Annotated in this window: 24 protein-coding genes; 19 read left to right on the top strand and 5 right to left on the bottom strand. The window is 66.6% G+C overall.

The annotated features are described in order from the left end of the window. Positions 1-10 precede the first annotated feature (10 nt). From JL37_RS17965 to fba, 6 genes are all read left to right on the top strand, one after another. Positions 11-1,615, top strand: a complete 1,605-nt coding sequence (locus tag JL37_RS17965; RefSeq protein ID WP_043545940.1) for an ABC transporter substrate-binding protein — start codon at positions 11-13, stop codon at positions 1,613-1,615. Continuing rightward, the gene (locus JL37_RS17960; protein ID WP_081955109.1) at positions 1,612-2,589 is read left to right on the top strand and encodes an ABC transporter permease; all 978 of its coding nucleotides are present in this window, start codon (positions 1,612-1,614) and stop codon (positions 2,587-2,589) included. Before JL37_RS17965 ends, JL37_RS17960 begins: the two co-directional genes overlap by 4 nt. Continuing rightward, entirely contained in the window at positions 2,586-3,425 is an 840-nt protein-coding gene (locus tag JL37_RS17955) for an ABC transporter permease (RefSeq protein WP_043545938.1), read from the top strand. Before JL37_RS17960 ends, JL37_RS17955 begins: the two co-directional genes overlap by 4 nt. Next, positions 3,425-5,053, top strand: coding sequence for an ABC transporter ATP-binding protein (locus JL37_RS17950; RefSeq protein WP_043545937.1), 1,629 nt, complete (start codon positions 3,425-3,427; stop codon positions 5,051-5,053). The genes JL37_RS17955 and JL37_RS17950 overlap by 1 nt, the downstream gene beginning before the upstream one ends. Further along, complete coding sequence (locus JL37_RS17945; RefSeq protein WP_043545936.1) at positions 5,046-6,488, top strand: amidase; 1,443 nt, start codon at positions 5,046-5,048, stop codon at positions 6,486-6,488. The genes JL37_RS17950 and JL37_RS17945 overlap by 8 nt, the downstream gene beginning before the upstream one ends. A 208-nt stretch (positions 6,489-6,696) precedes the next feature. Next, complete coding sequence (fba, locus tag JL37_RS17940) at positions 6,697-7,761, top strand: class II fructose-bisphosphate aldolase (RefSeq protein ID WP_043545934.1); 1,065 nt, start codon at positions 6,697-6,699, stop codon at positions 7,759-7,761. Positions 7,762-7,846: 85 nt separating this feature from the next. Here the strand turns inward: fba and JL37_RS17935 are convergent, their stop codons facing one another. Then, positions 7,847-8,302 carry a GFA family protein gene (locus tag JL37_RS17935; RefSeq protein WP_043545933.1) on the bottom strand — a complete coding sequence of 152 codons (456 nt, stop codon included), beginning with the start codon at positions 8,300-8,302 and terminating at the stop codon, positions 7,847-7,849. A 305-nt stretch (positions 8,303-8,607) separates the two neighbouring features. On the opposite strand from JL37_RS17935, the gene JL37_RS17930 reads away from it, so the two are divergent. The 6 genes from JL37_RS17930 to JL37_RS17905 all read left to right on the top strand — a co-directional run bounded on the left by JL37_RS17930 (position 8,608) and on the right by JL37_RS17905 (position 13,287). Beyond that, complete coding sequence (locus JL37_RS17930) at positions 8,608-9,489, top strand: phosphoribosylaminoimidazolesuccinocarboxamide synthase (RefSeq protein WP_043545932.1); 882 nt, start codon at positions 8,608-8,610, stop codon at positions 9,487-9,489. Between the two features lie 172 nt (positions 9,490-9,661). Beyond that, complete coding sequence (locus JL37_RS30725) at positions 9,662-9,820, top strand: DUF5993 family protein (RefSeq protein ID WP_043545931.1); 159 nt, start codon at positions 9,662-9,664, stop codon at positions 9,818-9,820. 10 nt (positions 9,821-9,830) lie between these two features. Continuing rightward, positions 9,831-10,403: a disulfide bond formation protein B gene (locus JL37_RS17920; protein WP_043545930.1), complete on the top strand. Its 573-nt coding sequence runs from the start codon at positions 9,831-9,833 to the stop codon at positions 10,401-10,403. A 102-nt stretch (positions 10,404-10,505) separates the two neighbouring features. Beyond that, positions 10,506-11,027, top strand: a complete 522-nt coding sequence (gene purE / locus JL37_RS17915; protein WP_043545929.1) for a 5-(carboxyamino)imidazole ribonucleotide mutase — start codon at positions 10,506-10,508, stop codon at positions 11,025-11,027. A gap of 5 nt (positions 11,028-11,032) precedes the next feature. Continuing rightward, a complete protein-coding gene (locus JL37_RS17910) occupies positions 11,033-12,223 on the top strand; it encodes a 5-(carboxyamino)imidazole ribonucleotide synthase (protein WP_043545927.1) in 1,191 nt (396 codons plus the stop codon). Between the two features lie 11 nt (positions 12,224-12,234). Continuing rightward, positions 12,235-13,287, top strand: a complete 1,053-nt coding sequence (locus JL37_RS17905; protein WP_043545926.1) for an L-threonylcarbamoyladenylate synthase — start codon at positions 12,235-12,237, stop codon at positions 13,285-13,287. 183 nt (positions 13,288-13,470) lie between these two features. Here the strand turns inward: JL37_RS17905 and JL37_RS17900 are convergent, their stop codons facing one another. From JL37_RS17900 to JL37_RS17885, 4 genes are read right to left on the bottom strand one after another with little or no spacing between them, the layout of a single operon-like run. Then, positions 13,471-14,298: an IclR family transcriptional regulator C-terminal domain-containing protein gene (locus JL37_RS17900; protein ID WP_043545925.1), complete on the bottom strand. Its 828-nt coding sequence runs from the start codon at positions 14,296-14,298 to the stop codon at positions 13,471-13,473. After that, positions 14,298-14,939 (bottom strand): 3-oxoacid CoA-transferase subunit B, encoded by a 642-nt coding sequence (locus tag JL37_RS17895; protein ID WP_043545924.1) that lies wholly within the window; start codon positions 14,937-14,939, stop codon positions 14,298-14,300. The genes JL37_RS17900 and JL37_RS17895 overlap by 1 nt, the downstream gene beginning before the upstream one ends. A 10-nt stretch (positions 14,940-14,949) precedes the next feature. Next, entirely contained in the window at positions 14,950-15,630 is a 681-nt protein-coding gene (locus tag JL37_RS17890; protein WP_043545922.1) for a 3-oxoacid CoA-transferase subunit A, read from the bottom strand. Between the two features lie 45 nt (positions 15,631-15,675). Further along, the gene (locus tag JL37_RS17885; RefSeq protein WP_043545921.1) at positions 15,676-16,674 is read right to left on the bottom strand and encodes a tripartite tricarboxylate transporter substrate binding protein; all 999 of its coding nucleotides are present in this window, start codon (positions 16,672-16,674) and stop codon (positions 15,676-15,678) included. Between the two features lie 352 nt (positions 16,675-17,026). Here JL37_RS17885 and JL37_RS17880 point away from each other — a divergent pair, with 352 nt between their 5' ends. From JL37_RS17880 to JL37_RS17850, 7 genes are all read left to right on the top strand, one after another. Further along, positions 17,027-18,049, top strand: a complete 1,023-nt coding sequence (locus JL37_RS17880; protein WP_043545920.1) for an amino acid ABC transporter substrate-binding protein — start codon at positions 17,027-17,029, stop codon at positions 18,047-18,049. Between the two features lie 171 nt (positions 18,050-18,220). Then, a complete protein-coding gene (locus tag JL37_RS17875; RefSeq protein WP_369798620.1) occupies positions 18,221-19,081 on the top strand; it encodes an IclR family transcriptional regulator in 861 nt (286 codons plus the stop codon). A 215-nt stretch (positions 19,082-19,296) separates the two neighbouring features. Then, on the top strand, positions 19,297-20,205 hold the full coding sequence (locus JL37_RS17870; RefSeq protein WP_043546971.1) for an arginase family protein: 909 nt from the start codon (positions 19,297-19,299) through the stop codon (positions 20,203-20,205). 44 nt (positions 20,206-20,249) lie between these two features. Beyond that, positions 20,250-21,038, top strand: coding sequence for an ABC transporter substrate-binding protein (locus tag JL37_RS17865; RefSeq protein WP_043545917.1), 789 nt, complete (start codon positions 20,250-20,252; stop codon positions 21,036-21,038). Positions 21,039-21,068: 30 nt separating this feature from the next. Beyond that, the gene (locus JL37_RS17860; RefSeq protein WP_043545915.1) at positions 21,069-21,761 is read left to right on the top strand and encodes an amino acid ABC transporter permease; all 693 of its coding nucleotides are present in this window, start codon (positions 21,069-21,071) and stop codon (positions 21,759-21,761) included. Between the two features lie 4 nt (positions 21,762-21,765). Then, on the top strand, positions 21,766-22,518 hold the full coding sequence (locus JL37_RS17855; protein WP_043545913.1) for an amino acid ABC transporter ATP-binding protein: 753 nt from the start codon (positions 21,766-21,768) through the stop codon (positions 22,516-22,518). Between the two features lie 198 nt (positions 22,519-22,716). Then, the gene (locus JL37_RS17850; RefSeq protein WP_043545912.1) at positions 22,717-24,276 is read left to right on the top strand and encodes an acetolactate synthase large subunit; all 1,560 of its coding nucleotides are present in this window, start codon (positions 22,717-22,719) and stop codon (positions 24,274-24,276) included.

Genomic DNA, 24,276 nt, shown 5'->3' with positions numbered 1-24,276 from the left:
AGTCCTCGCCATGAAATCCTTCAATGCCCGGCGCGCCCTGGCGCGCTGCACCTTGGCCGCCGCCAGCCTGTTCGCCCTGGCGGCGCCCGCCGCGCACGCGGAAGAAACGCCGCAGTATGGCGGCGTTCTGACCGCCATCCTGAGCCCCGAACCGCCCACGCTGAACGTCGCGGTGACGCAGGTGGCCGTCACGCAGTTGGTGGCGGGCAAGATCTTCGAAAGCCTGCTGACCTATTCCTTCGATCTGAAGCCGCAGCCCAGCCTGGCGAAGTCCTGGGAGGTGTCTCCCGATCAGCTGACCTACACGTTCCATCTGCAGCCCAAGGTGCAGTGGCACGACGGCAAGCCGTTTTCCGCTGACGACGTGGTGTTCACCTACACGAAGATCCTGGCCAACACGCCGCGCACGCGGACCTTGATGACCAACGTGCAGGAAGTCTCGGCGCCGGATCCGCAGACGGTCGTCTTCAAGCTGAAGCAGCCGTATTCCGCGTTCCTGTACGCCCTGGACATCGGCGGCGGCGCGATTCTGCCCAAGCACCTGTACGACGTGGATACGCCCCTGGCGCAGAACCCGCACAACAATGCGCCGATCGGCACGGGCCCGTTCAAGTTCAAGCACTGGGAACGCGGCTCCTATGTGGAACTGGTCAAGAACGAGCATTACTGGAAGGAAGGTCGCCCTTACCTGGATGGCATCACCTACCGGGTGATTCCCGATTCCGCCTCGCGCCGTGTGGCGCTGGAGCAGGGCACGGTATTGCAGGCCTGGCTGCAAGATATCGAGCCGGTGGACGTTCCGCGCGTGGCCAAGTTGCCCACGATCACCCAGACCCACAAGGGGTACGAGTACTGGTCGACCATGCAGTGGATAGAACTGAATGGCGGGCGCCAGCCTTTCTCGGACAAGCGTTTCCGCCAGGCCCTGATGTACGGCATCAACCGCCAGTTCATCGTTGACAAGATCATGTTCGGTTCGGGCACGGTGGCCACCGGGCCGATCCATCACAACACGCGTTTCTACGACGCCAACGTAAAACCCTATCCGTACGATCCGAAGAAGGCTGTCGCGCTGCTGGACGAAATGGGCCTGAAGCCCGACGCCAAGGGCGTGCGCGCCACCGTCGGCCTGATTCCCTTGCCCTACGGCGAAATGCCGCGCCGCGTCGCCGAGTACATCAAGCAGAACCTGGCCAAGATCGGCGTGGCGGTCACGCTGGAGAACACGGACGTGGGCGGCTGGACCAGCCGCGTGGGCAACTGGGATTTCGATATGGGTGCCAACGGCGTGTTCCAGTACGGCGACCCCGCGATCGGCGTATCGCGCACCTATCTGGGCAGCAACATCAAGAAGGGGCTGATGTTCAGCAACACCTCGCAGTACAACAATCCGAAGGTGGACGAGTTGTTCAATGCCGCCGCCGTGGCTCCCACCGATGAAGCGCGCCAGAAGCTGTACAGCGAAGCGCAGCAGATCCTGGTGGAGGACGTGCCGGTGCTGTGGCTGGCCGACACCAATTATTCGACCCTGCTGAACAAGCGCGTGCATAACGCGGTGACGACGGCGCTGGGTGTGGTGGATACGCAAAGCGAAACCTGGCTGTCCAAAGAATGAAGAAGATCGCCAAGTTCCTGGCGAACCGGGTGGTCAAGAGCGTCCTGGTTCTGCTGATGATCGCGCTCTTCAATTTCTTCCTGGTGCGGGCGGCGCCTGGCGACCCGGCGGAAATCCTGGCTGGGCAGTCCGGCGCGGTGGATGCCGAATTCATCGCCAAGCTGCGGCAGGAATTCGGCCTGGACAAGCCGATTTCCACGCAGCTCGGGCAGTACCTCAAGAACGTGGCGACGTTCGACCTCGGGTATTCCTACCGCCAGCAGGCGCCGGTGTCCACTCTGATCCTCCAGCACCTGCCGGCGACCCTGCTCCTGACTCTGTCCGCCTTTGCCTTCGCGCTGCTGGCCGGCGTCAGCCTGGGCACGCAGGCCGCGCTGCGGGTGGGGAAATGGGGGGATACCGTTATCACCACGCTGTCCATGCTGGCCTACGCCACGCCGTTGTTCTGGGTGGGGCTGATGCTGGTGCTGCTGTTCTCAGTGAACCTGGAGTGGCTGCCCGCCTTCGGCTATGAGAGCGTGGGCGCCAACTTGACCGGGCTGGCGCGCGTGGCCGACGTGGCCAAGCACCTGCTGTTGCCGGCGCTGACCCTGGGCATGTTCTATATGGCGGTCTATGCGCGGCTGACGCGCGCCTCGATCCTGGAAATCAGCCAGCTGGACTTCGTGAAGACAGCCCGCGCCAAGGGGTTGTCCGAGCGCACGGTGATCGTCCGTCACGTGTTGCGCAATGCGCTGCTGCCCGTCATCACCTATGCCGGCATCCAGGCGGGAGGACTGATCGGCGGATCGCTGCTGGTGGAAACGGTGTTCGCCTGGCCGGGCATCGGGCGGCTGGCCTTCGACGCGCTCATCCAGCGCGACTACAGCGTCCTGCTCGGCGTGTTCTTCATGGCCTCCCTGATCGTGGTCGTGGTCAACCTCATCACCGACATTCTGTACACGGTGGCGGATCCCAGGATCGAACTCAAATGAAAGCGTTCATGCAATCGTTCAGCCGTAACAAGGGCGGCATCATGGGCCTGATCGTGCTGGGCCTGGTGACGCTGATGGCCGTCACCGCCAGCTGGGTCTTCCCGGACAGCCCCTGGGACATCATCAACGGTCCGTTCATGCCGCCGCTGTCGGAAGGGGCCTTGCTGGGCACCGATACGCTGGGCCGCGATATCGCGACCGGCATCGCGTATGGCTCGCGCATCACGCTGGTGCTGGCGGCGGTGTCGACCGCGGTGTCGATCCTGCTTGGCATTACGGTCGGCGCGCTGGCCGGCTTCTACGGCGGGCGCGTGGACCAGGCCATCGTGGGTTTCATCGAACTGTTCCAGACCATTCCCAGCTTCTTCCTGGCGGTGGTGCTGGTGGCCATTCTGACGCCCAACATGGGCACGGTGATCTTCGCGATCGCCGTCGTCTCGTGGCCGCCGCTGGCGCGTTTGGTGCGCGCCGAATTCATGAGCCTGAAGAACCGGGAGTTCGTGCAGGCCGCGATGCTGGCGGGGCAGTCCAACCTGCGCATCATCCTTACGCAGATCCTGCCCAACAGCCTGTCGCCCGTCATCGTGTCGGGTTCGCTGATGATCGCGAGCTCGATCCTGCTGGAATCGGCGCTGAGCTTCCTGGGCCTGGGCGATCCCAACGCCATGACCTGGGGCTACATCATCGGCGCGTCGCGCAGTGTGCTGCGCGATGCCTGGTGGATGAGCGTGTTCCCCGGCGTGGCGATCCTGCTGACGGTGCTGTCGCTGAACCTCATCGGCGAGGCCCTGAACGACGCGCTCAATCCCAAACTGGCCCGCAGGAGGACGACGTAATGAGCGCACTGCTTGAAATCCGTGACCTGAGCGTGACTGCGGCGCACGGCGGGCCGACCGTGGTGCAGGGCGTTTCCTATACCGTGAACCGCAACGAAATCCTTTGCGTGGTGGGGGAGTCGGGGTCCGGGAAGTCGGTGACGGCGCATTCCATCATGGGCCTGCTGCCCGTCGACCAGTTGAGCGTCACGCAGGGACAGATCCTGTACGGCGGGCGCGACCTGGTCGGCCTGGCGGCGGCGGACTGGTGCGAGCTGCGGGGCAAGAGTTTCGGCATGGTGTTCCAGGAGCCCATGACGGCCTTGAACCCCATCATGCGCGTAGGCCGGCAGGTGGACGAGGTCCTGGAACGCCATACGGACCTGGGCGCCGCCGCCCGCAGGCAGCGGGTGCTGGACTTGTTCGGCCAGGTGCTGCTGCCGGATCCGCAGGCCATGTACGACGCCTATCCGTTCCAGCTGTCAGGCGGCCAGCGCCAGCGGGTGGTGATTGCCATGGCGCTGGCGCTGGAGCCGGACGTGCTGATCGCCGACGAGCCCACGACCGCGCTGGACGTCACGACGCAGGCGCAGATACTGAGCCTGATCAAGGACATACAGCAGCGCATGGGCATCGGCGTCATTTTCATCACGCACGATTTCGGCGTGGTGGCTGACATCGCCGACCGCATCGTGGTGATGCGCAAGGGCGAGGTGGTGGAAGCGGGCCCGGCGGACGACATCCTGAACCGCCCGCAGCATCCCTATACGCGCCAGTTGATCGCGGCCGTCCCGCACAAACCCGAGGGCAAGGACGAGGCCGCGCCGGCGGCGGCGCTGATGGTGGTGCAAAGGCTGTGCAAGACGTTCGCCACCGGCGGCCGCCGCGTGGATGCCCTGCGCGACATTTCGCTCGAGATACACCAGGGCGAGACCCTGGGCCTCGTCGGCGAATCCGGCTCGGGCAAATCGACGCTGGGCCGCGCCCTGATTGGACTGGTCCCGCCCGACAGCGGCAGCGTGCGCATGGAAGGCCGCGAGCTCCTGGGCATGAAGCCGCGCGAGTTTCGCCCCTACCGGCGCCAGATCCAGATGGTGTTCCAGGATCCGTACGCCTCGTTGAACCCGCGCCATCGCGTCATCGAGGCCGTGGCCCAGGGGCCCATCGCCTTTGGCGAAAGCCGCAAGACCGCCTTGCGCGAAGCGCGCGAACTGCTGGAGCTGGTCGGCCTGGGCGGAGACTCCGGCGACCGCTATCCCCACCAGTTCTCGGGCGGGCAGCGCCAGCGGATCGGCATCGCGCGCGCGCTGGCGCTCAAGCCTCGGCTATTGGTGGCCGACGAGGCCGTCTCGGCGCTGGACGTTTCCATCCAGGCTCAGGTGCTGGATCTGCTCAAGACGGTCAGCGGGCAGTTCGACCTGTCGGTGCTGTTCATCACCCACGACCTGCGGGTCGCCGCCCAGATTTGCGACCGCATCGCGGTGATGCGGCAAGGGCAATTGGTGGAGCTGGACCGTGCGGCCACGATTTTCTACCACCCACAACATGAATACACGCGTCGTCTGATCGATTCGGTGCCGGGAAAGTCCTGGACCAAGCCCGACCTGGACGCGCAGGACGACCCCTCTAGGAGCAAGCAGTATGCATGACACCGAGTATCAGGCGCTGGACGGACTGGCGCTGGCCGATCTGCTGGCGCGGCGCGAAGTCAGTCCCGAAAGCCTGATGGCCTGCGCGATCCGGCTGGCGCAGCAGCGCGCGCCGGCGCTCAACGCCCTGTGCTATGAGCGTTTCGAAGAATCGCTGGACGTGGCGCGCGGGTGGCGGCCCAGGGGAGCGTTCGGCGGCATTCCGTTCCTGCTCAAGGATTCCGGGCTGGCGCACACGCGGTTCCCATCCAGCGTGGGATCGCGCTTGCTCGAGGGCACGGGTTACGCGCGCAACGCCACGCTGGCGGACCGATTCGAGGATGCCGGCCTGATTTCCTTCGCGCGCACGACCGTGCCCGAATTCTGCATGGCCCCCACCACGGAAGCCGCCCGCAACGGCGGGCCGACGCGCAACCCTTGGGACCTGACTCGCTCCTCCGGGGGATCGAGCGGCGGCGCGGCGGCGGCGGTGGCCGCGGGCATCGTCCCTCTGGCCCATGGCAGCGACGGGGGCGGGTCAATCCGGATCCCGGCGGCCTGTTGCGGCGTGTACGGCCTGAAGGTGTCGCGCGGACGCGTGCCGATGGGACCATTCCGGGGCGAAGGGTGGGGCGGTCTGGCGACCGACGGCGTGCTCTCGCGGTCCGTGCGCGACACGGCGGCCGCGCTGGACGCCATCGCCGGCTATGAGCCTGGCGCGCCCTACGCGGCGCCGCCGGCGCCAGCCTCCTACCTCAAGAGCCTGGATGAGCCGCGGCGGCGGTTGCGCATCGCCCTGTGGCGCGAGGCCTGGAACGGCGTTTCGGTGGCCCCCGAGTGCGTGGCGGCCGTCGAGCGCGCCGCCGCCCTGTGCCGGGACCTCGGACACGAAGTGGTCGACAGCGCGCCGCCCGACATCGAGTACGAGGCGTTCGTGCTGGCCCACGCCAACGTGCTCGCGGGCAATATCGTGGTGACGGTCGATACCCGCCTTGGTATGACGGGGCAGTCGGCCCTGCGTGACGACGACCTGGAGCCCGCTTTGCGCCAGGGCTATGAATACGGAAAGACGCTGCCCGCGGCCCAATATATCGGCAGCGTGAACCGCTTCCATGCCATCGGACGCATTCTGGAAGGTTATATGGAGGGCTACGACGCAATCCTGTCCCCCTCGTTGACCCAGCTGCCCTTGAAGCTGGGCGAACTTTCCACTGCAAAGGGATCCTTCCTGGACTTCCGCCGCCAGGTGGGAGCCTATGGCACCTTCTCCGCCGCGTTCAATGCTTCCGGCCAGCCCGCCGCCAGCCTGCCGCTGGCCTGGACGGACGCCGGCTTGCCCGTTGGCGTGCAGGTGGTCGGCCGCTACGGCCGCGAAGACCTGGTGCTGGCCCTGTCGGCCCAGCTGGAGGCAGCCCAGCCCTGGGCTGGCCGGATCGCCGTTCCCGGCCAGCGCTGAGGGCGCTGGCCGCTGGCCGCGCCACCCTGCCGCCCCGCCGCCATCCCCCGTCCAGGGGAGGCGCCGGGGCGGTTTAGCGCTTTCGGTGCAACCCGAATGGCCTGGATACCGCCGGTTGCAAGACCTTTCGGCGAATCCCCCGTAAAATCACCCCATTCAGCAAGACTTCAACCATCTTTCAATAGACAGTACCTAAGGAGGACCACTCATGGCCCTAGTCTCCATGCGCCAGTTGCTCGACCACGCCGCCGAGCACGGCTACGGCATTCCCGCTTTCAACGTCAACAACCTGGAACAGGTCCAGGCCATCATGGAAGCCGCTGCGGAGACCGACAGCCCGGTGATCATGCAAGCCTCGGCCGGCGCGCGCAAGTACGCGGGCGAAGGCTTCCTGAAGTACCTGATCCAGGCCGCCGTGGAATCCTATCCGCACATCCCCGTGGTCATGCACCAGGATCACGGCCAGTCGCCCAAGATCTGCCAAGGCGCCATCGACCTGGGCTTCTCCAGCGTCATGATGGACGGCTCGCTCAAGGAAGACGGCAAGACCATCGCCGACTACGACTACAACGTGGACGTGACCAAGAAGGTCGTGGACATCGCCCACAAGCTGGGCGTGACGGTCGAAGGCGAACTGGGCTGCCTGGGCTCGCTGGAAACCATGCAGGGCGACAAGGAAGACGGCCACGGCGCCGACGGCAAGCTCACCATGGACCAGTTGCTGACCGATCCTGAGCAGGCCGCCGACTTCGTGCGCAAGACCCAGCTCGACGCGCTGGCCATCGCCATCGGCACCAGCCACGGCGCCTACAAGTTCACGCGCAAGCCCACCGGCGACATCCTGTCGATCTCCCGCATCAAGGAAATCCACGCCCGCCTGCCCAACACCCACCTGGTGATGCACGGCAGCTCCAGCGTGCCGCAGGAACTGCTGGCCGAGATCCGCGAATTCGGCGGCAACATGAAGGAAACCTACGGCGTGCCCGTCGAGGAAATCCAGGAAGCCATCAAGTACGGCGTGCGCAAGATAAATATCGACACCGATATCCGCCTTGCCATGACGGGCGCGATCCGCCGCTTCTTCGCCGAAAACCCGGAGAAGTTCGACCCGCGCGAATACCTGAAGCCGGCCCGCGCCGCCGCCAAGGCCATCTGTGTCGCCCGCTACACGCAGTTCGGCACCGCCGGCAACGCCAGCAAGATCAAGGCGCTGCCGCTGACCGAAATCGCCGCCCAGTACGCCTCGGGCAAGCTGGCCCAGGTGGTCCAGTAAGCATCGTCCAGGCCCCGGCTGCCGGGGCCACGGATTGAAAAGGGCGGGTCCTCGCGGACCCGCTCTTTTTTTGCGATTTTTCTCGCTAGGGGGCCGGGGCGTTGCGGGGGAAGTGCGGCACGCTGCGGTCCACGTGATGCCAGGACGGGGCCGAGCCGGTCCAGAGGCTGACTCGGGCGTGGAAGGCTTCGGGATCGTCCAGCGAGCCTGCCCGCAGCACCTCATAGCCCATGCCCGCCGAGCTTCCGAACAGCGGCGTGCCGCAGTCCGCGCAGAAGCTGCGCATGACGGTGTGGCCCGAATCCCCGCGGTAGCGGTGTTCCTTGGGCTGGCCGCGCAATAGGGTGATGGAGCCGGCGGAGAAGATCAATGCGTGGGCCGGGGCGCCGCCGCTGGAATACTGGCAGTCCCGGCAATGACAGGTGGCGGCCGAGATAGGCTCGTCGGTGACGGCATAGCGGATGGCGCCGCACTGGCAGCCGCCGGTCAAGTGCACCTGCGCGTCGGCGTGGGCGCTGCGTTTGAGGGAAGCATCCTGCATACGGCTTTGTCTCCGGCTTGCGGCCTGCGCACAGGCACTGGATCAGCGCCGTAACGCCAGCGGCGGTCGGCGCGCATTGTGGGAGACCACAGCCTAACCCGGGCGCCGGGCGGCGTCGAGGGGAGGGCGGGCCGGCTCCGGCTTGTCCGGGGGGCCGGCAAAACCGGCCCATTTGCAGTAACCTATGCGCTTTGCAGGACCGCGCCCCGCGCCGGCCCTGCCCGCGGTTCCCGGATTCCGTTCTATTTCCCGCCCTGGCGCCTGCCCGAGGCGGGAATCTTCATTATTGCCATAGGCCATTTCCCGTGACTTCTGCTTTGCATCAATCCAGCATCAAGTCCTTGCCGCTGCTGGGCCGCGGTAAGGTGCGCGATATGTACGCGGTGGGCGACGACAAGTTGCTGATCGTCGCGTCGGATCGCATCTCCGCCTTCGACGTGATCCTCGACGACCCCATCCCCGGCAAAGGGCAGGTCCTGACCGAGTTGACCGAGTTCTGGCTGCAGAAGCTGGCCCACATCCTGCCGAACCACTCCACGGGCGTGAAGCCCGAAGACGTGGTGGCGCCGGATGAAGTCGACCAGGTGCGCGGCCGCGCCGTCGTGGTCAAGCGGCTCAAGCCCATCCTGGTGGAAGCGGTCGCCCGCGGCTACCTGATCGGTTCGGGTTGGAAGGACTACCAGGCCACGGGCTCGGTCTGCGGCATCGAACTGCCCGCCGGCCTGCAGCAGGCCAGCCAGCTGCCGGAACCCATTTTCACGCCGGCGGCCAAGGCCGAATTCGGCATGCACGACGAAAACGTGGACTTCGCGCACGTGGTCAAGGAAGTCGGCCAGGAAATGGCCGAGCGCATCCGCGAAGTGACGCTCAAGCTCTACACCGAGGCGTCGAAGTTCGCGGCCACCAAGGGCATCATCATTGCCGACACCAAGTTCGAGTTCGGCCTGGATGACGACGGCACGCTGTACCTGATGGACGAAGTTCTGACGCCCGATTCCTCGCGCTTCTGGCCCGCCGACGGCTACCGCGTGGGCATCAGCCCCCCGTCGTTCGACAAGCAGTTCGTGCGCGACTGGCTGGAAACCCAGACCTGGGACAAGACGCCGCCCGCGCCGCGCCTGCCCAAGGACGTCCTGGAAAAAACGGCCGCCAAGTACCGCGAAGCCCTGGACCGCCTGATCGCCTGACCGGGGCGCTTCCCCAAGGCAAAAAGGAAACCGCTCGGCGCCGAGCGGTTTTTTTTCGCCCGTGAGACGCGGATACGGGCTTGTTTCGGGTATTCGATAACATTTATTGCGTATTGTTACGTTATACTTTTCGGCTGCTTGTATCGGGACGACCCAGAAAGGAGCGCTACGCATGGTAATGATGTTGCCTTTCCTGACCGGCCTGGTCGCCGTGTGGTTCGGGATGCTTGGAAAGCGCCGCCCCTGCGTGACCTTCTGGCTGCTCACCCTGGCGATCTTCGCCGCCTGGTGCCAATACCACATGACCAGCCCGCTGGCGCTGTCGTTCTAAGGGCCGGGCGATGATCTTCTCCCGCAATCCCGCGCGCGGCTCGCGCATCCTGAATGGCCTGGCGCTGCTGGGCGTCACCACGGCGCTGGCCATGGCGTTCTTCTGGCAGTTCGCCTATGGCGAGCTGCCATGCCCCCTGTGCCTGCTGCAACGCGTGGCCCTGATCCTGGCGGGCGTGGGTTTTCTGCTGAACCTGCGATTGGGTCCGTCGCCCATGCACTACGCCATGAGCATCGCGGCCGCGCTGGGCGGCATGCTGGCCTCGGGCCGGCAGGTGCTTCTGCACATCGCGCCGGGGGACCCCGGCTACGGCGCCCCGTTTCTCGGCCTGCACTTCTATACCTGGGCGTTCGTCGCCTTCGTGGCCATCATCGCGTTCTGCGCGATCATGCTGTCGGCCGACCGGAAGTGGGGCGACAGCATGCTGAAAAAGCCGGTGTCGGTGCTGGGCGTCCTGGTCATGGCCCTGTTTTTCATCGCCACGCTGGCCAACGTCGGCAGCACCACGCTGGAATGCGGCTTCGGGCCCTGCCCGGACGATCCCACCAGCTATCTGTGGCTGGATTCCAGCGCCGCGCGGTAGCCGCGCGTCCTCCCGGTTAAAATACCCGGTTTCGCGGCCTGGTTCCGCGGTTCTCCGACTCTCCGCGGCCTTGCGCCGCGGTCTCAACTTCAGACACCGGTTATGACAGCCAAGACTTCCGCAGCGGCCGAGGCCACCCCAGTGGTGGGCGTGATTATGGGTTCTTCCAGCGACTGGGAGGTCATGAAGAACGCCGTCACCATGCTGGAGGACTTCGGCGTGCCTTACGAGGCGCGCGTGATCTCCGCGCATCGCATGCCGCAGGACATGGCGGAGTACGGCGCCGCCGCGCATGGGCGCGGGCTGCGCGGCATCATCGCCGGCGCCGGCGGCGCGGCGCATCTGCCGGGCATGATGGCGGCGCTGACCGAAGTGCCGGTGTTCGGCGTGCCGGTGCCGTCCAAGTACCTGCGCGGCGAAGACTCGCTGCTGTCCATCGTGCAGATGCCCAAGGGCGTGCCGGTGGCCACCTTCGCAATCGGCGAAGCCGGGGCCGCCAACGCGGCGCTGCACGTGATCGCCACCCTGGCGGGCACGGACGCCGGCCTGCACAAGAAGCTGGTGGCCTTCCGCGCCCGTCAGACGCAGGCCGCGCGCGACATGAAGGTTCCGCCCGAGGCCTGATAAGAATGACTCAATCCACTGCTTTCATGATTGCGCCCGGCGGCTGGCTGGGCATGCTGGGGGGCGGCCAACTGGGCCGCATGTTCTGCCACGCGGCGCAAAGCCTGGGCTATAAGGTCGCGGTGCTGGATCCGGCGGCCGAGTGCCCGGCGGGCATGGTGGCCGACCTGCATATCCAGGCCGCCTACGACGACGAGGACGGGCTGGCCCGCCTCGCGCAGACCTGCCAGGCCGTGACCACCGAATTCGAGAACGTGCCCGCGGACAGCCTGCGCACGCTCGCCACGCGCTGCCGCGTGAGCCCCGCGGGCGACGCCGTGGCCATCGTGCAGGACCGCATCGCCGAAAAGACCTTCATCGCCTCGCAGGGCATTCCGGTGGCGCCGCATGCGGCCATCCGCAGCGAGGCCGACCTGCGCGCCGCGCCGGACAGCCTGTTTCCCGGCATCCTGAAAGTGGCCCGCCTGGGCTACGACGGCAAGGGCCAGGCCCGCATCTCCACGCGCGACGAGGCGCTGGCCGCTTTCGCTGAATTCGGCGGCGTGGCCTGCGTGCTGGAAGCGCTGATGCCGCTGGACTACGAGATCTCGGTCGTTCTCGCGCGCGGCTTCGACGGCGCCAGCGTGGTGTTCCCCGTGGCGCGCAACGTGCATCGCGACGGTATTCTGGCGGTTTCCACGGCCGCGCCGGTCCAGCAGGACGCGGCCCATGCCGAACGCCAGGCCCGCGCCACGCAGGCGGCTCAGTCCATCGCGCAGGGCCTGGGTTACCACGGCGTGCTGTGCGTGGAGTTCTTCGTGCTGAAGGACGGCAGCCTGATCGTCAACGAAATCGCGCCGCGCCCGCACAACAGCGGCCACTACACGATGGACGCCTGCCTTTCCAGCCAGTTCGAGCAGCAGGCGCGCGCCATGGCAGGCCTGCCGCTGGGCGGCACGGACCTGCTGGCGCCCGCGGTCATGCTGAACATCCTGGGCGACATCTGGTACCCGTCGGCCACCGCTACGGCGCAGCGCGAACCCGATTGGGCCGCGGCGCTGGCGGTGCCCACGGCCAAGCTCCACCTGTACGGCAAGCGCGAGGCGCGCCGCGGCCGCAAGATGGGCCACATCACCATCGTGGCTCCCACCTTGCAGCAGGCCCGTGACGACGCCGCCCGCGTGGCGGCGGCGCTGGGCATGCTGGCTCCCGAGTAAGCGCGGCTCCGATGAACTCCCAGCCCCCATCGGATTCCGCCAGCGCGGCCGAGATCGCCCAAGCCGTCCAGCGCCTGCTGGACGGCGAACTGGCCGCTTTTCCCACCGAGACCGTCTACGGCCTGGGCGCGGACGCGGAAAACCCGCAAGCGGTGGCGCGGATCTACTCGGCCAAGGGCCGCCCTTCCAACCATCCCGTCATCGTGCACATCGCCCCGCAAGGCGACCTGTCGTACTGGGCGGCGGAAGTGCCGCCGGAGGCGCGCCTGCTGATCGACGCCTTCTGGCCCGGCCCCCTCACCCTGATTCTCAAGCGCGCGCCGCACATCGCCGACACGGTAAGCGGCGGCCAGGACAGCATCGGCATCCGCTGTCCTTCGCATCCGGTGGCGCAGGCTCTGCTGGCGGCCTTCGCGGCCGGCAAGCCGAACGGGCAGGGCGGCGTGGCCGCGCCGTCCGCCAACAAATTCGGCCAGGTGTCGCCCACGCGGGCCGAGCACGTGCGCAGTGAATTCCCCGAGGAAGTCGCGGCCGGCATGCCGGTGCTGGAAGGGGGCGCCTCGGAGGTCGGCATCGAATCCACCATCCTGGACCTGTCGCGCCTGGACCGCGGCGCGGGCCCGGTGCTGCTGCGTCCCGGCCACATCAGCGCCGCGCAGATCGAAGCCGTGCTGGGCGTGCAGGTGTTCGCCCCGGACGCGGCGGCGCCGCGCGCCTCGGGCACGCTGAAGGCGCACTACGCGCCGCGCACCGCGTTGGAGCTGGCCACGGATGAGCGGCTGCACGCCGTGGAGCAGGGCCGCGACCTGCCGCTAGGCCGGGTGGTCGTGGTGGCCTACGGAGACGCGCCGGCCGTGCTGGACCCGCGCGTGCAATGGCAGCCCGTGCCCGCAGACCCGGCGCGCTACGCGCAGGCGCTGTACGGACTGCTGCGCGACCTGGACAAACAGGGCTACGCGCGCATCATCGTGCAGGCGCCGCCCGCCACCGACGACTGGCACGCCGTCAACGACCGCATCGGCCGCGCCGCCGCCGCCTTCACTCTGGATACGACAGACCTGTAGGATGGGTAAAGCGCGAGAGTTCTTAAGCTAGAACTCTGCTCTTCAGCGCGCGAAACCCATGCGGCCGTGGAAGACTGTTTTCAAGCCGCTGCCAGGCGCCGTCCGCTCACGGCAGCATGGGTTTCGCGCGCTGGAGGGCGGTATTCTTGTGCAGAGTATCTCGCGCTTCACCCATCCTACCGGTCACGCCGCCAGGAATTCCCCTATCCGTTCCACGGCCTGCCGCAGGGGCGGCAGGAATTCCTCGGTCAGCCGGCTCAACGGCACCCTGGCGGCCTTCACGCTGACGTTCACCGCTCCGCAGGCCTTGCCGCTGGCCGAGCGCACGGCCACCGAGATGGCGCGCACATTCAATTCCAGCTCCTGGTCGACGACCGCGTAGCCCTGCTCCCGGATGCGAGCGAGCTCGGCGCGCAGCTTGTCTTCGGCGATCACGGTGAATTCGGTGTAGGGCTGCAGTTCCGTTGCGGCGAAGTAGCGGGCGAGGGCGGGTTCGGGCAATTCCGCCAGCAGCACGCGCCCGATGGAGGTGCAGTAGGCCGGCAGCCTGCTACCCAGGCCCATCGAGGTGGCGAGCAGGCGGTTGACCTCGGAGCGCGCCAGGTACAGCATTTCGTGGCCTTCCATGATGGCCAGCGCGCAGGTCTCGTTCACCGTGGCGCTGAGCTCTTCCAGCACGGGCTGCGCCAGCGACACGAATGGCGTCGACGAAAAGTACGCATAGCCCAGGCTCAGGATGCGGGGCGTCAGCACATACAGCCGGCCGTGCTGCTCGGCCATGCCCAGCAGGATGAGCGTGTGCAGGCAGCGCTGCACGACGGCGCGGGGCAGGCCCGCGCGGCGGCTCAGCTCGGCGGCGGTCTGCGGCTGGCGGCGCGTGCCGAACGCGCGGATCACGTGCAGGCCGCGGGCCAGCGTGAGCATGTAGTCCGGATCGCCGCGCAACTGGTCGGGATGGTCTTCCGCCGCCGGCGGCGCGGCGTAGCCGGGAGGGGGAAGATTGGGCCGCATCAGTCCGCGCGCAGGGGCGCGCCGGTGCGCGCCTGCAGTTCTTTCAGGGTCATGCCGTCGATCATATCCCGGACCCGCAATCCGTCGGGCGTCACGTCGATGACGGCCAGGTCGGTATAGATGCGGTCGACCACGCCCGCGCCCGTCAGCGGGTAGGCGCAGCGCCCGACGATCTTCGGATCGCCGTTCTTGGCGTTGTGCTCCATCATGATGTAGACGCTGCGCGCGCCCACGGCCAGGTCCATCGCGCCGCCCACGGCCGGCGCCTCGCCGGCACGGCCGAGCGACCAGTTGGCCAGGTCGCCGTTGGCGGCCACCTGCATGCCGCCCATGACGCAGATGTCCAGATGGCCGCCGCGCATCATCGCGAACGAATCCGCATGGTGGAAGTACGAACCGCCCTCCAGCAGGGTCACTGGCTGCTTGCCGGCGTTGATCAGGTCCAGGTCGAGGCCGGCCTCCGGCGGCGGAGGACCCATGCCCAAGATGCCGTTTTCGCTGTGCAGCACGATCTCGCGGCCCGGCGGCAGGTGCGCGGCTACCAGCACGGGCATGCCGATGCCCAGGTTGACGTAGCTGCCGTCGGGGATGTCCAGCGCCAGGCGGCGCGCCATGGCCTCGCGGGTCAAGGGTTGGAACATATGGGCTTCCTCAGCTGGAGAAGGCGGCGTCGGCCACCTGGGTGACGCGCTTGACGAAGATGCCGGGCGTGACGATGGCCTCGGGCGGCAATGCGCCGAGTTCGACCTTGGCCCGCACCTGCGCGATCGCGACCTTGGCCGCCATGCACATGATGGGTCCGAAGTTGCGCGCGCTCTTGTTGTAGGTGAGGTTGCCCCAGCGGTCTGCCTGATCCGCCTTCACCAGCGCGAAGTCGCCGTGCAGGGGCCGCTCGAAGACATGGCCGCGGCCGTCGATGATGCGGGTCTCCTTGCCCTGCGCCAGCTCCGTGCCGTAGGCGGTGGGCGTGAAGAAGCCGCCCAGCCCGGCGCCGGCCGCCCGCAGGCGTTCGGCGATCGTGCCCTGGGGCACGCATTCGAGTTCGATGCGGCCCTCGCGGTACAGGCCGTCGAACACCCAGGAGTGCGACGCCTTGGGAAACGAGCAGATCACCTTGCGCACGCGTCCGGCCTTGATCAGCGCGGCCAGGCCGGTTTCGTGGTTGCCCGCGTTGTTGCTGACGACGGTGAGCTCGCGCGCGCCCTGTTCGATCAGGGCGTGGATCAGCTCCGTGGGCATGCCCGCGCCGCCGAAACCGCCGACCAGCACGGTGGCGCCGTCGTGGATGTCCGAGACGGCCGCCTCGGGGGTATCGAAAAACTTGTCGATCATGGTGGGTCCCGTCCGGGACGGGCGCGGCGGGCGCGCCCGCCGCATTCAGTTCACGGTGATGTGCGCCTGTTTGATGATCTCGGCGTACCGCTCCGAGTCCTTTTTCATCAGCGCCGCGAATTGCTCGGTGGTGCCGCCCGCGGGCAGGAAGCCGGCGTCCAGGAATTTCTGCCTGACGTCGGGCTCCTTGACGATCTCGCTGATCTCGCGCGCCATGCGTTCGATGATGGGCTTGGGCGTGTTCGCGGGCGCCATCAGCCCTGCCCAGGAGCCGGTGACGAAGCCGGGCAGGCCGGCTTCCTCCATGGTGGGAATATCGGGCTCGGTAGGCCACCGTTCCTTGCCGGTGAACGCCAGCGCCTTCAGGCGGTTCTGCTTCACGTATTGCATCGGCACCAGGATGGGGTCGAACACCATGGATACGCGCCCGCCCAGCAGGTCGGTCAGGATGGGGGCGCTGCCCTTGTAGGCCACGTGCGTCATCGTGATCTTGCTTTGCAGGGCGAAGTCGGCGCCGGTCAGGTGCGCGCTGGATCCGTTGCCGCTGGAGGCGTAGGTCAGTTTGTCCGGATTCTTGCGGGCATAGGCGACCAGGTCCGCCACGGTTTTCACAGGCAGGTCATCGGCAACGAACAGGAACAGCGGCAGGTCGGCCATCTGCACCACCGGCGTCAGGTCGGCCGGGCTGTAGGTCAGCTTGTACAGGTGGAAGTTGATGATGTAGGCCGGCAGCATGGAGAGGAAGGTGTAGCCGTCGGGTTCCGCCTTGGCGGCCATGGCCGAACCCACGCTGCTGTTGGCGCCGGGCCGGTTCTCCACGACGATGGTCTGTTTCAGGCGCGGGCCCAGTTTCTCCATCACGATGCGGGTGACGATGTCGGTCGATCCGCCGGGCGTGTAGGGCACGATGATCTTGATGGGTTTGCTCGGCCAGTCGTCCGCCGCGTGGGCGGAGCCGGCGGCCAGTCCCGAGGCGGTCAGGACAACGCACAACAGGGTCTTCAGGGTGCGGCGGCGAAGCCGCGGTTTGCTTGCATATGCCATGGAATCTGTCTCCTCCATGAATCGGCCGACTATGGATGCGCGTCCGGGTCCAGGCTGGCGCGCCCTGTTTTTAGCGGTGGCGGCAGTGACGGCTAACCGCCAAAGCGCAAAAAAAGTATGGCACGCAGGCCAAGACGCGCGAGCCGCTCGGCCGGGCAATAAAGTTCGATCACCGGACAGTTGGAAAACCCGCCCGCAAGCCGGCATTTCCCTCGGGTTTCCACTAGGCCGCGTCGCGTTGTTCACGCCGTGGACATGGCTTAATCTGGCGGCCGGCCCTGTAAAGCTGGGCCTGGTTTCAACCGCGGCCGGCTTACAAGCCGGCGCGGCATCCATCTCAGGAGAGACAATAATGAAGCGGTCCATCTTGTTTGCAGCCAGCGCCCTTGCCCTGGCTTGCGCATCCCAGGCGGCGGTGGCGGGTCCCACCCTGGATGCGGTGAAGAAAAAGGGATTCGTCCAATGCGGCCTGACCGACGGGGTCTCGGGCTTCTCGGCGACGAACAGCAAGGGCGAATGGGAAGGCATGGACGTGGACATCTGCCGCGCGGTCGCCGCGGCCGTGTTCGGTGATCCGAGCAAATTCAAGGGGACTGCCCTGTCCACCCAGCAGCGCTTCACCGCGCTGCAATCGGGCGAAGTGGACGTGCTGCTGCGCACCGTCACGCTGACGCAGACGCGCGACACCTCGCTGGGCCTGTCGGCCGTCGCCGCCAGCTTCTATGACGGCCAAGGCATCCTGGTGAGCAAGAAGCTGGGCGTAAAGAGCGCGAAGGAGCTCAACGGCGCCACGGTCTGCGTCCAGCCGGGCACCACCACCGAACTCAATCTGGCGGACTGGTTCCGCGCGAACAACATCGAGTTCAAGCCGGTCGTGATCGACAAGGTGACGGAGGTCGTGCGGGCCTTCGAATCCGGGCGCTGCGATGCATTCACCGACGACTCTTCCCAGCTCGCCGCCGTGCGCGCCACGCAGGTCGCCAATCCTGACGACTACGAAATCCTGCCCGAACGCTTCTCCAAGGAGCCGCTCGGACCGATGGTCCGGCAGGGCGACGAAAACTGGCTGGGCATCGTGCGCTGGACGTTGTTCGCGCTGATGGAGGCCGAAGAATACGGCATCACGCAAAAGAACGTCGACGAGATGCTCAAGAGCAAAAACCCGAACGTTTCGCGCATTCTGGGCGTGACGCCGGGCGCCGGCAAGAACATGGGCCTGGATGAAAAGTGGGCCTATAACGCGATCAAGGCCGTGGGCAACTACGGTGAAGTCTTCGAGCGCAACGTCGGCAAGGACAGCAAGCTGGGCCTGCAACGCGGCACGAACGCGCTGTGGAGCAAGGGCGGCGCCATGTATCCGTGGCCGATCCGTTGACGCGCCTGCTGGCGTGACGCGCGGCCCAGGCATGCGCCTGGGCTTTTTTTTGCATGGAACCCGGGCAAGCGGACGCTGCCGCGTTTTACGGTGCCCATGATTCGCAGTGCGATATGCACACACCGTAATACGGTACGCTATGCGCTTTCCCACCGGACGCGCTGCGCCATGATACCGACCCGAAACGCCGAGGACTCCCCCCTGTTCATCACCGCACTTGCACGCGGCGTTTCCGTCCTGCGCGCGTTCAGCGAGGGGCAGCCGGCCATGACCTTGCCAGAGCTGGCCGACGCGACCGGCCTGAGCAAGAGTTCGGTCCAGCGGTTCGCCCATACGCTCTGGACGCTGGGCTATTTGCGCAAGGATCCGGTCAGCAAGAAGTTCTCGCTGGCGCCGTGGTCCCTGGAGCTGGGCATGAAGTATGTGCAGACCAGCCCGCTGGTGCTGGGAGGCAATCCCTTTCTGCACATGCTGAACCGCAATAGCCAGGAGACCTGCAGCCTGGCCGAGCCCGATGGGCTGGACATGGTGTACGTGGCGCGTTTCGCGACTCACAAGGAAATGTTCGTGAACATGCCGGTCGGCATGCGGCTGCCCTTGTATTGCACGGCGGCGGGCCGCGCGGTGCTGGCCAGGCTGGACGAGCCCGTGGCGCGCGGGCTGCTGGAACGCTGCGATCGCAAGGCATACACGGTGGGCACGATCACGGACATGGATGCGTTGCTGGCCGAACTGGAATTCGCGCGACGCCACGGCTATGCGCGCTCCAACGGCGAGTTTTATCCGGGCGACATTACGGTCAGCGCCGCCGTGCTGGACGCCGGGGGCACGCCGGTGGGAGCGGTGAACGTTTCGGTGCCGTCCAGCCGCTGGTCGTTCGAACAGGCGCAAGCCGTATTCGGTCCGCAGGTCATGGAAACCGCACACGCCATCAGCGCATCGCGCACCCTGGGCCGCACGCGTCCGTTCTACGAAATGGAGCCTCCGGGAGGCGCCTCGCGCGGCGCGCCGCTGGAAGCCGACGGACTCTAATCCCGATATTTTCAGTCAACTAATTTTCCGACCATTAGGGGAAACTCCCTAATTGGCGGCTCCCGTTCGGACTTGATACTCTTATTTCGACATAATCGTATCGCATAGCGATTCAGTTGAATCTAAATAGTCCGGTCTTCACCGCCCGGACGCCGCACGGGAGCCGCGTTGTGCAGCAGTCAGCCGAAGTCTGTTTCCATCCCGTCTCGGGATTCATGGGCCTGCCGTCCGCCCGCGCCGCCGGAACGGGCGAGGCGCGAGCCTGCGTGGTGGGCATCCCCTTCGATTGCGGCACGCATCCGTTCCGCGTGGGGTCGCGCCAGGGGCCCGACGCCATCCGCGAGCAATCGAGGCTATTGCGCCCCGTCGACATCTTTCGACGCAACGGCATCGACAATCCGCCCGAATTCCTGCGCGCCATCGACGTGGGCAACGTGGCCTGCCATCCGGGCGACCCCGACGCCTCCTATCCGCTGATCGAGGCCGGCATCGGCGCCATCCTCGACCGGGGCGCGATTCCCATTTCGATGGGCGGCGACGGCGCGGTGACGTTGCCGCAACTGCGCGCGGTGGGACGGCGCCATCCGGATCTCGTGGTGCTGCATTTCGATTCGCACACCGACACCTATCCCATCCCCGGCTACAACACCGCCACCACGTTCACGCGGGCGGCGGAAGAGGGCCTGCTGGACGTGGCCTCCAGTTTCCACGTGGGCACGCGGGGCAGTTCGTTCATGCCGGGCGTGCTGGAGTTCGGCCGCGAGGTCGGCTACACGATCCTGCCCTACGAGGATTTCGACCGGGACCAGCAGGCCGCGCTTGCCGACATCAAGCGGCGCATCGGCCAGCGGCCGGTCTACCTGTGTTTCGACATGGATATTTTCGATCCCTCCTGCGCGCCGGGCGTCTGCACGCCGGAGTGGGGAGGGCTGTCGCCCAAGGAAGGGCTGGCGCTGCTGCGCCAGCTCGCGGGCCTGAACTTCGTGGCGTTCGACGTCAACACCGTATCGCCTCCACAGGACGTGCAGGGCGCCACGGCCTTCCTGGCGGCCACCGTCATGCAGGAATTCTGCGCGTTGGCGGCGGCAGCAGTGCAGCAGTACCCGCAGGGGCGTCCGGCCTGAGCCGGCAAGGCCTTGCCATCCAATTTCATCCAAGGGGAAAAACGATGAAGCTCAAATCCATCCTGCTGGGCCTGGCGGCTGCCGGCCTGCTCATCCAGTCCGGCGCGCAGGCGCGCACGCTGGACGAAGTCCGCGCGGACAAGACCCTCAATGTCGTTACGACCGCATCGGCGCCGCCGCATGGCTTCAAGAACCCGAAGTCCAACCAGCTCGAAGGCATCATGGTGGACGTGTCGGCGGCCGTGGCCAAGCACCTGAAGGTTGCGGACGAACTCTCCGATGTGCCGTTCTCCGGACTGATCCCCACACTGACCTCCGGCCGCGCCGATGTCATGTCCGCGCCGCTTTTCATTACGGAGGAGCGCGCCAAGGCCATCGACTTTTCCGCGCCGGTCTATGAATGGGGCGAGGGCGTCGTGGTCAGCGACAAGGCCGACAGGAAGTACGGCAAGTTCGAGGACATGAAGGGCAGGCGCGTCGGCGTACTGGTGGATTCGGTGCAGTTCAACATGATCAAGGACATGCCCGGCACCAAGGTCTCCACCTACCAGGATTACTCCACGCTGCTGGCCGACGTGCGCGCCGGCCGCATCGACCTGGGCATCGTGGATCCGCCCAGCATCATCTATCAGATCAAGACCAAGAACATTCCTGGCGTGAAGCTCGACACGGGCTATCAGCCCCAGCGCAAATGGCAGGTGGGCATGGCCGTGCAGAAGGGCAATGCGGCGCTGCTGGAAGCCGTGAACTCGGCGCTGGCCGAGATGAAGAAGAACGGCGAACTGGCCGCGATCGGACAGAAGTGGGGCGTGTCGGACCTGATCAGCAAGTAAGCCCGCAACCGCACGGACAAGGAGCACGTCTTGGATCTCGCTACCCTGCGCATGTACCTGACTCCCCTGGCCGAGGGCACGGTCTGGACCCTGGCGCTGTTTTTCACTTCGGCTTTCCTGGCGGTGGCGCTGGGCCTGGTCGTCTGTCTTTGCCGTCTTTCGCCCTCTCCGGTGCTGAGCCGGGTCGCGCGGTTCTACATCGACGTGATACGGGGCACGCCGCTGCTGTTGCAGCTGTTCTACATCTACTACGGCCTGCCGGAAATGGGCGTGGTGATCAACGGCTTCGTCGCCGGCGTGCTGGGCCTGACCCTCAATTTCGGCGCCTATCTGGCGGAACTCTTCAGAAGCGGCATCCAGTCGGTGGACACCGGCCAGTACGAAGCGGCCCGCGCGCTGGGGCTGCGCAAGGTGCAGCGTTTGCGCCGCATCGTCCTGCCGCAGGCGCTGCGCACGGTGTTCCCGGCCCTGGGCAACTATGCGCTGGTGCTGATCAAGGAAACCTCGCTGGTCGCCGTCATCAGCGTCTATGAACTGATGCGGGCGGGCGAAATGCTGGCCGGCGCCACGTTCCAGGCGCTGACGGTCTACACGATGGTGGGCGTCATCTACTTCGCGATGTGCAGCGTCCTGTCGTATCTGTTCCGCCGTTCCGAAAAGCGCCTGACCGTGCCGGGCTACTGGAGCGGCGCCGGCGAAAACCACGACATTTCGAAGGCCTGACGCGATGGATGGATTGAACGTTCCCGCCCCTATCATCACGATGCAGGGCGTATGCAAATGGTATGGCGACTTCCAGGTGCTGGACGAACTGGAGCTGGATGTGCTGCCTGGGGAAAAACTGATCCTCTGCGGCCCGTCCGGCTCCGGAAAATCCACCACCATACGGCTCCTGAACCGGCTGGAGGAACATCAGAAGGGCCGCATCGTCGTCGACGGCATCGAGCTGAACGAAGACGTGAAGAACATCGAGCGCATCCGCGCCGAGGTCGGAATGGTGTTCCAGCATTTCAACCTGTTCCCGCACCTGACCGTGCTCGAGAACTGCACGCTGGCGCCGATGCTGGTCAAGGGCGTGCCGCAGGCGCAGGCCGAATCCTGCGCGATGGACTATCTGGAACGCGTCAAGATCCCGCAGCACGCGGCCAAGTACCCGGGCCAGTTGTCGGGCGGCCAGAAGCAGCGCGTGGCGATCGCGCGCGCCCTCTGCATGCAGCCCAAGATCATGCTGTTCGACGAACCGACTTCCGCGCTGGATCCGGAGATGGTCAAGGAAGTGCTGGACACCATGGTCGCCTTGGCGCGGGACGGCATGACCATGGTGTGCGTGACGCACGAAATGGGTTTCGCGCGCGAAGTGGGCGACCGAGTCGTGTTCATGGACCAGGGCGCGATCGTGGAGGCGGATACGCCGGACAATTTCTTCCGCGCGCCGCGTTCCGAGCGGGCGCAGGCGTTCCTGGGCCAGATACTGGCTTGAGGGCGGCGGCCGTCCCCTGCGGGCGGCTTTCGCGCGGGCATTCCGCCGGTTTGTTCCGGCTGGCGGAATGTGGCGGGAATGGTTCCATGCGGGCGGGCTGAAATGGTTCCATCCCGCCCCGTCCGGGCTACCTATGATGTCCATCACGCGGCCGCGACGGCGCGCCCGCAAGCCATTGATAACGAATAGGGAAACACGATGAACGGCGCAGACAGCCTTTGCGACACCTTGCTTGCCAACGATGTGGACGTTTGCTTTGCGAATCCCGGCACCTCGGAAATGCACTTTGTGGCGGCCCTGGATCGCAAGCCCAAAATGCGTTGCGTGCTGGGCCTGTTCGAAGGCGTGGTGACGGGCGCCGCCGACGGCTACGCGCGCATGGCAGACAAGCCGGCCGCCACGTTGCTGCACCTGGGGCCGGGGCTGGGCAACGGCCTGGCCAACCTGCACAACGCCAAGCGCGCGCGCACGCCTATGGTGAACATCGTGGGCGACCACGCCACCTATCACGTCCAGTACGACGCGCCGCTGACCAGCGATGTCGAAGGCGTGGCGCGCCCGATGTCGCACTGGGTCAAGCGCACGATGACGGCCGCCGCGCTGTCCGCCGACGCGGCCGAGGCCGTCGGCGTGGCGCGGCAATCGCCGGGCAATGTCGCCACGCTGATCCTGCCGGCCGATACCGCCTGGACCGAGCTGCCCGATAGCGCGGCCCAGCCGGTGCTGGCCCTGACCGCGCCGTTGATCCAGACCACCGCGGAAGCGGTGCGAGCCGCGGCGGCCGCGATCCGTTCCGGCGAAGTCGTGACGCTGATGCTGGGCGGCGCCGCGCTGCGCGAGCGCGCGCTCAATGCCGCAGGCCGCATCGCGCGCGCCACTGGTGCGCGCCTGGTGTCCGAAACTTCTAACCGCCGCGTCGAGCGCGGCGGCTCCCGCACGCCGGTCGACCGTCTGCCCTATCCGATCGACCTGGCCGTGGCCAAGCTGAAGGACGTCCGGCATCTGGTGCTGGTGGGCGCGAAGTCGCCAGTCGGCTTCTTCGCCTATCCGGGCAAGCCCAGCCTGTTGGCCCCCGCTGACTGCAACCAGGTCGTTCTGGCCACCGCCGACCAGGACCTCGCGCACGCGCTGGAATGGCTGGCCGACGAACTGGGCATCGCGGCGGACGCGCCGCGCCTGGCGGCGCCGGCTGCCAGCTACGAGGTGCCCCAATCCGGAAAGCTGACCGGCGCGGCCGTGAACATCCTGGTCGCGCACATGCTGCCCGAGCAGGCCATCGTGTGCGACGAGTCCATCACGCAGGGCCGTGAATTCCCCATCTACAGCGTCAGCAGCGCGCCGCACGATTGGCTGATGCTGACGGGCGGCGCCATCGGCATCGGCCTGCCGCTGGCGACCGGCGCCGCGGTGGCTTGCCCGGACCGCAAGGTCGTCACGCTGCAGGCCGACGGCAGCGGCATGTACACCCTGCAGGCGCTGTGGACGCAGGCGCGCGAGAGCCTGGACTGCCTCACGGTGATCCTGGCCAACCGTTCGTACGCCACGCTGCACGGCGAAATGAAGAACGTGGGCGTGAAAGAGCCGGGCCGCAACGCCCGCCGCATGCTGGACCTGCAGGAGCCCCATCTGGACTGGACGCATCTTGCGCGCGGCATGGGCGTGGAAGCCGTCAGCGTGGACACGGTGGAAGGATTCGCGCGCGCCTTGCAGGAAGGGCTGAAGCGCCGCGGGCCTTTCCTGATCGAAGCGGTGATTTGA

This window comes from Achromobacter sp. RTa, assembly GCF_000757485.1.
Classification (GTDB): Bacteria; Pseudomonadota; Gammaproteobacteria; order Burkholderiales; family Burkholderiaceae_B; genus Achromobacter.
Note: the sequence above shows the minus strand (reverse complement) of the source record. Positions and strands in the feature narration are given on the sequence as shown.

Bases quoted from the DNA above. Each gene is read 5' to 3' on its own strand.
- JL37_RS17965 (WP_043545940.1), top strand. From the start codon at position 11: ATGAAATCCTTCAATGCCCGGCGCGCCCTGGCGCGCTGCACCTTGGCC.
- JL37_RS17960 (WP_081955109.1), top strand. From the start codon at position 1,612: ATGAAGAAGATCGCCAAGTTCCTGGCGAACCGGGTGGTCAAGAGCGTC.
- JL37_RS17955 (WP_043545938.1), top strand. From the start codon at position 2,586: ATGAAAGCGTTCATGCAATCGTTCAGCCGTAACAAGGGCGGCATCATG.
- JL37_RS17950 (WP_043545937.1), top strand. From the start codon at position 3,425: ATGAGCGCACTGCTTGAAATCCGTGACCTGAGCGTGACTGCGGCGCAC.
- JL37_RS17945 (WP_043545936.1), top strand. From the start codon at position 5,046: ATGCATGACACCGAGTATCAGGCGCTGGACGGACTGGCGCTGGCCGAT.
- fba (WP_043545934.1), top strand. From the start codon at position 6,697: ATGGCCCTAGTCTCCATGCGCCAGTTGCTCGACCACGCCGCCGAGCAC.
- JL37_RS17935 (WP_043545933.1), bottom strand. From the start codon at position 8,302: ATGCAGGATGCTTCCCTCAAACGCAGCGCCCACGCCGACGCGCAGGTG.
- JL37_RS30725 (WP_043545931.1), top strand. From the start codon at position 9,662: ATGGTAATGATGTTGCCTTTCCTGACCGGCCTGGTCGCCGTGTGGTTC.
- JL37_RS17920 (WP_043545930.1), top strand. From the start codon at position 9,831: ATGATCTTCTCCCGCAATCCCGCGCGCGGCTCGCGCATCCTGAATGGC.
- purE (WP_043545929.1), top strand. From the start codon at position 10,506: ATGACAGCCAAGACTTCCGCAGCGGCCGAGGCCACCCCAGTGGTGGGC.
- JL37_RS17910 (WP_043545927.1), top strand. From the start codon at position 11,033: ATGACTCAATCCACTGCTTTCATGATTGCGCCCGGCGGCTGGCTGGGC.
- JL37_RS17905 (WP_043545926.1), top strand. From the start codon at position 12,235: ATGAACTCCCAGCCCCCATCGGATTCCGCCAGCGCGGCCGAGATCGCC.
- JL37_RS17900 (WP_043545925.1), bottom strand. From the start codon at position 14,298: ATGCGGCCCAATCTTCCCCCTCCCGGCTACGCCGCGCCGCCGGCGGCG.
- JL37_RS17895 (WP_043545924.1), bottom strand. From the start codon at position 14,939: ATGTTCCAACCCTTGACCCGCGAGGCCATGGCGCGCCGCCTGGCGCTG.
- JL37_RS17890 (WP_043545922.1), bottom strand. From the start codon at position 15,630: ATGATCGACAAGTTTTTCGATACCCCCGAGGCGGCCGTCTCGGACATC.
- JL37_RS17885 (WP_043545921.1), bottom strand. From the start codon at position 16,674: ATGGCATATGCAAGCAAACCGCGGCTTCGCCGCCGCACCCTGAAGACC.
- JL37_RS17880 (WP_043545920.1), top strand. From the start codon at position 17,027: ATGAAGCGGTCCATCTTGTTTGCAGCCAGCGCCCTTGCCCTGGCTTGC.
- JL37_RS17870 (WP_043546971.1), top strand. From the start codon at position 19,297: ATGGGCCTGCCGTCCGCCCGCGCCGCCGGAACGGGCGAGGCGCGAGCC.
- JL37_RS17865 (WP_043545917.1), top strand. From the start codon at position 20,250: ATGAAGCTCAAATCCATCCTGCTGGGCCTGGCGGCTGCCGGCCTGCTC.
- JL37_RS17855 (WP_043545913.1), top strand. From the start codon at position 21,766: ATGGATGGATTGAACGTTCCCGCCCCTATCATCACGATGCAGGGCGTA.
- JL37_RS17850 (WP_043545912.1), top strand. From the start codon at position 22,717: ATGAACGGCGCAGACAGCCTTTGCGACACCTTGCTTGCCAACGATGTG.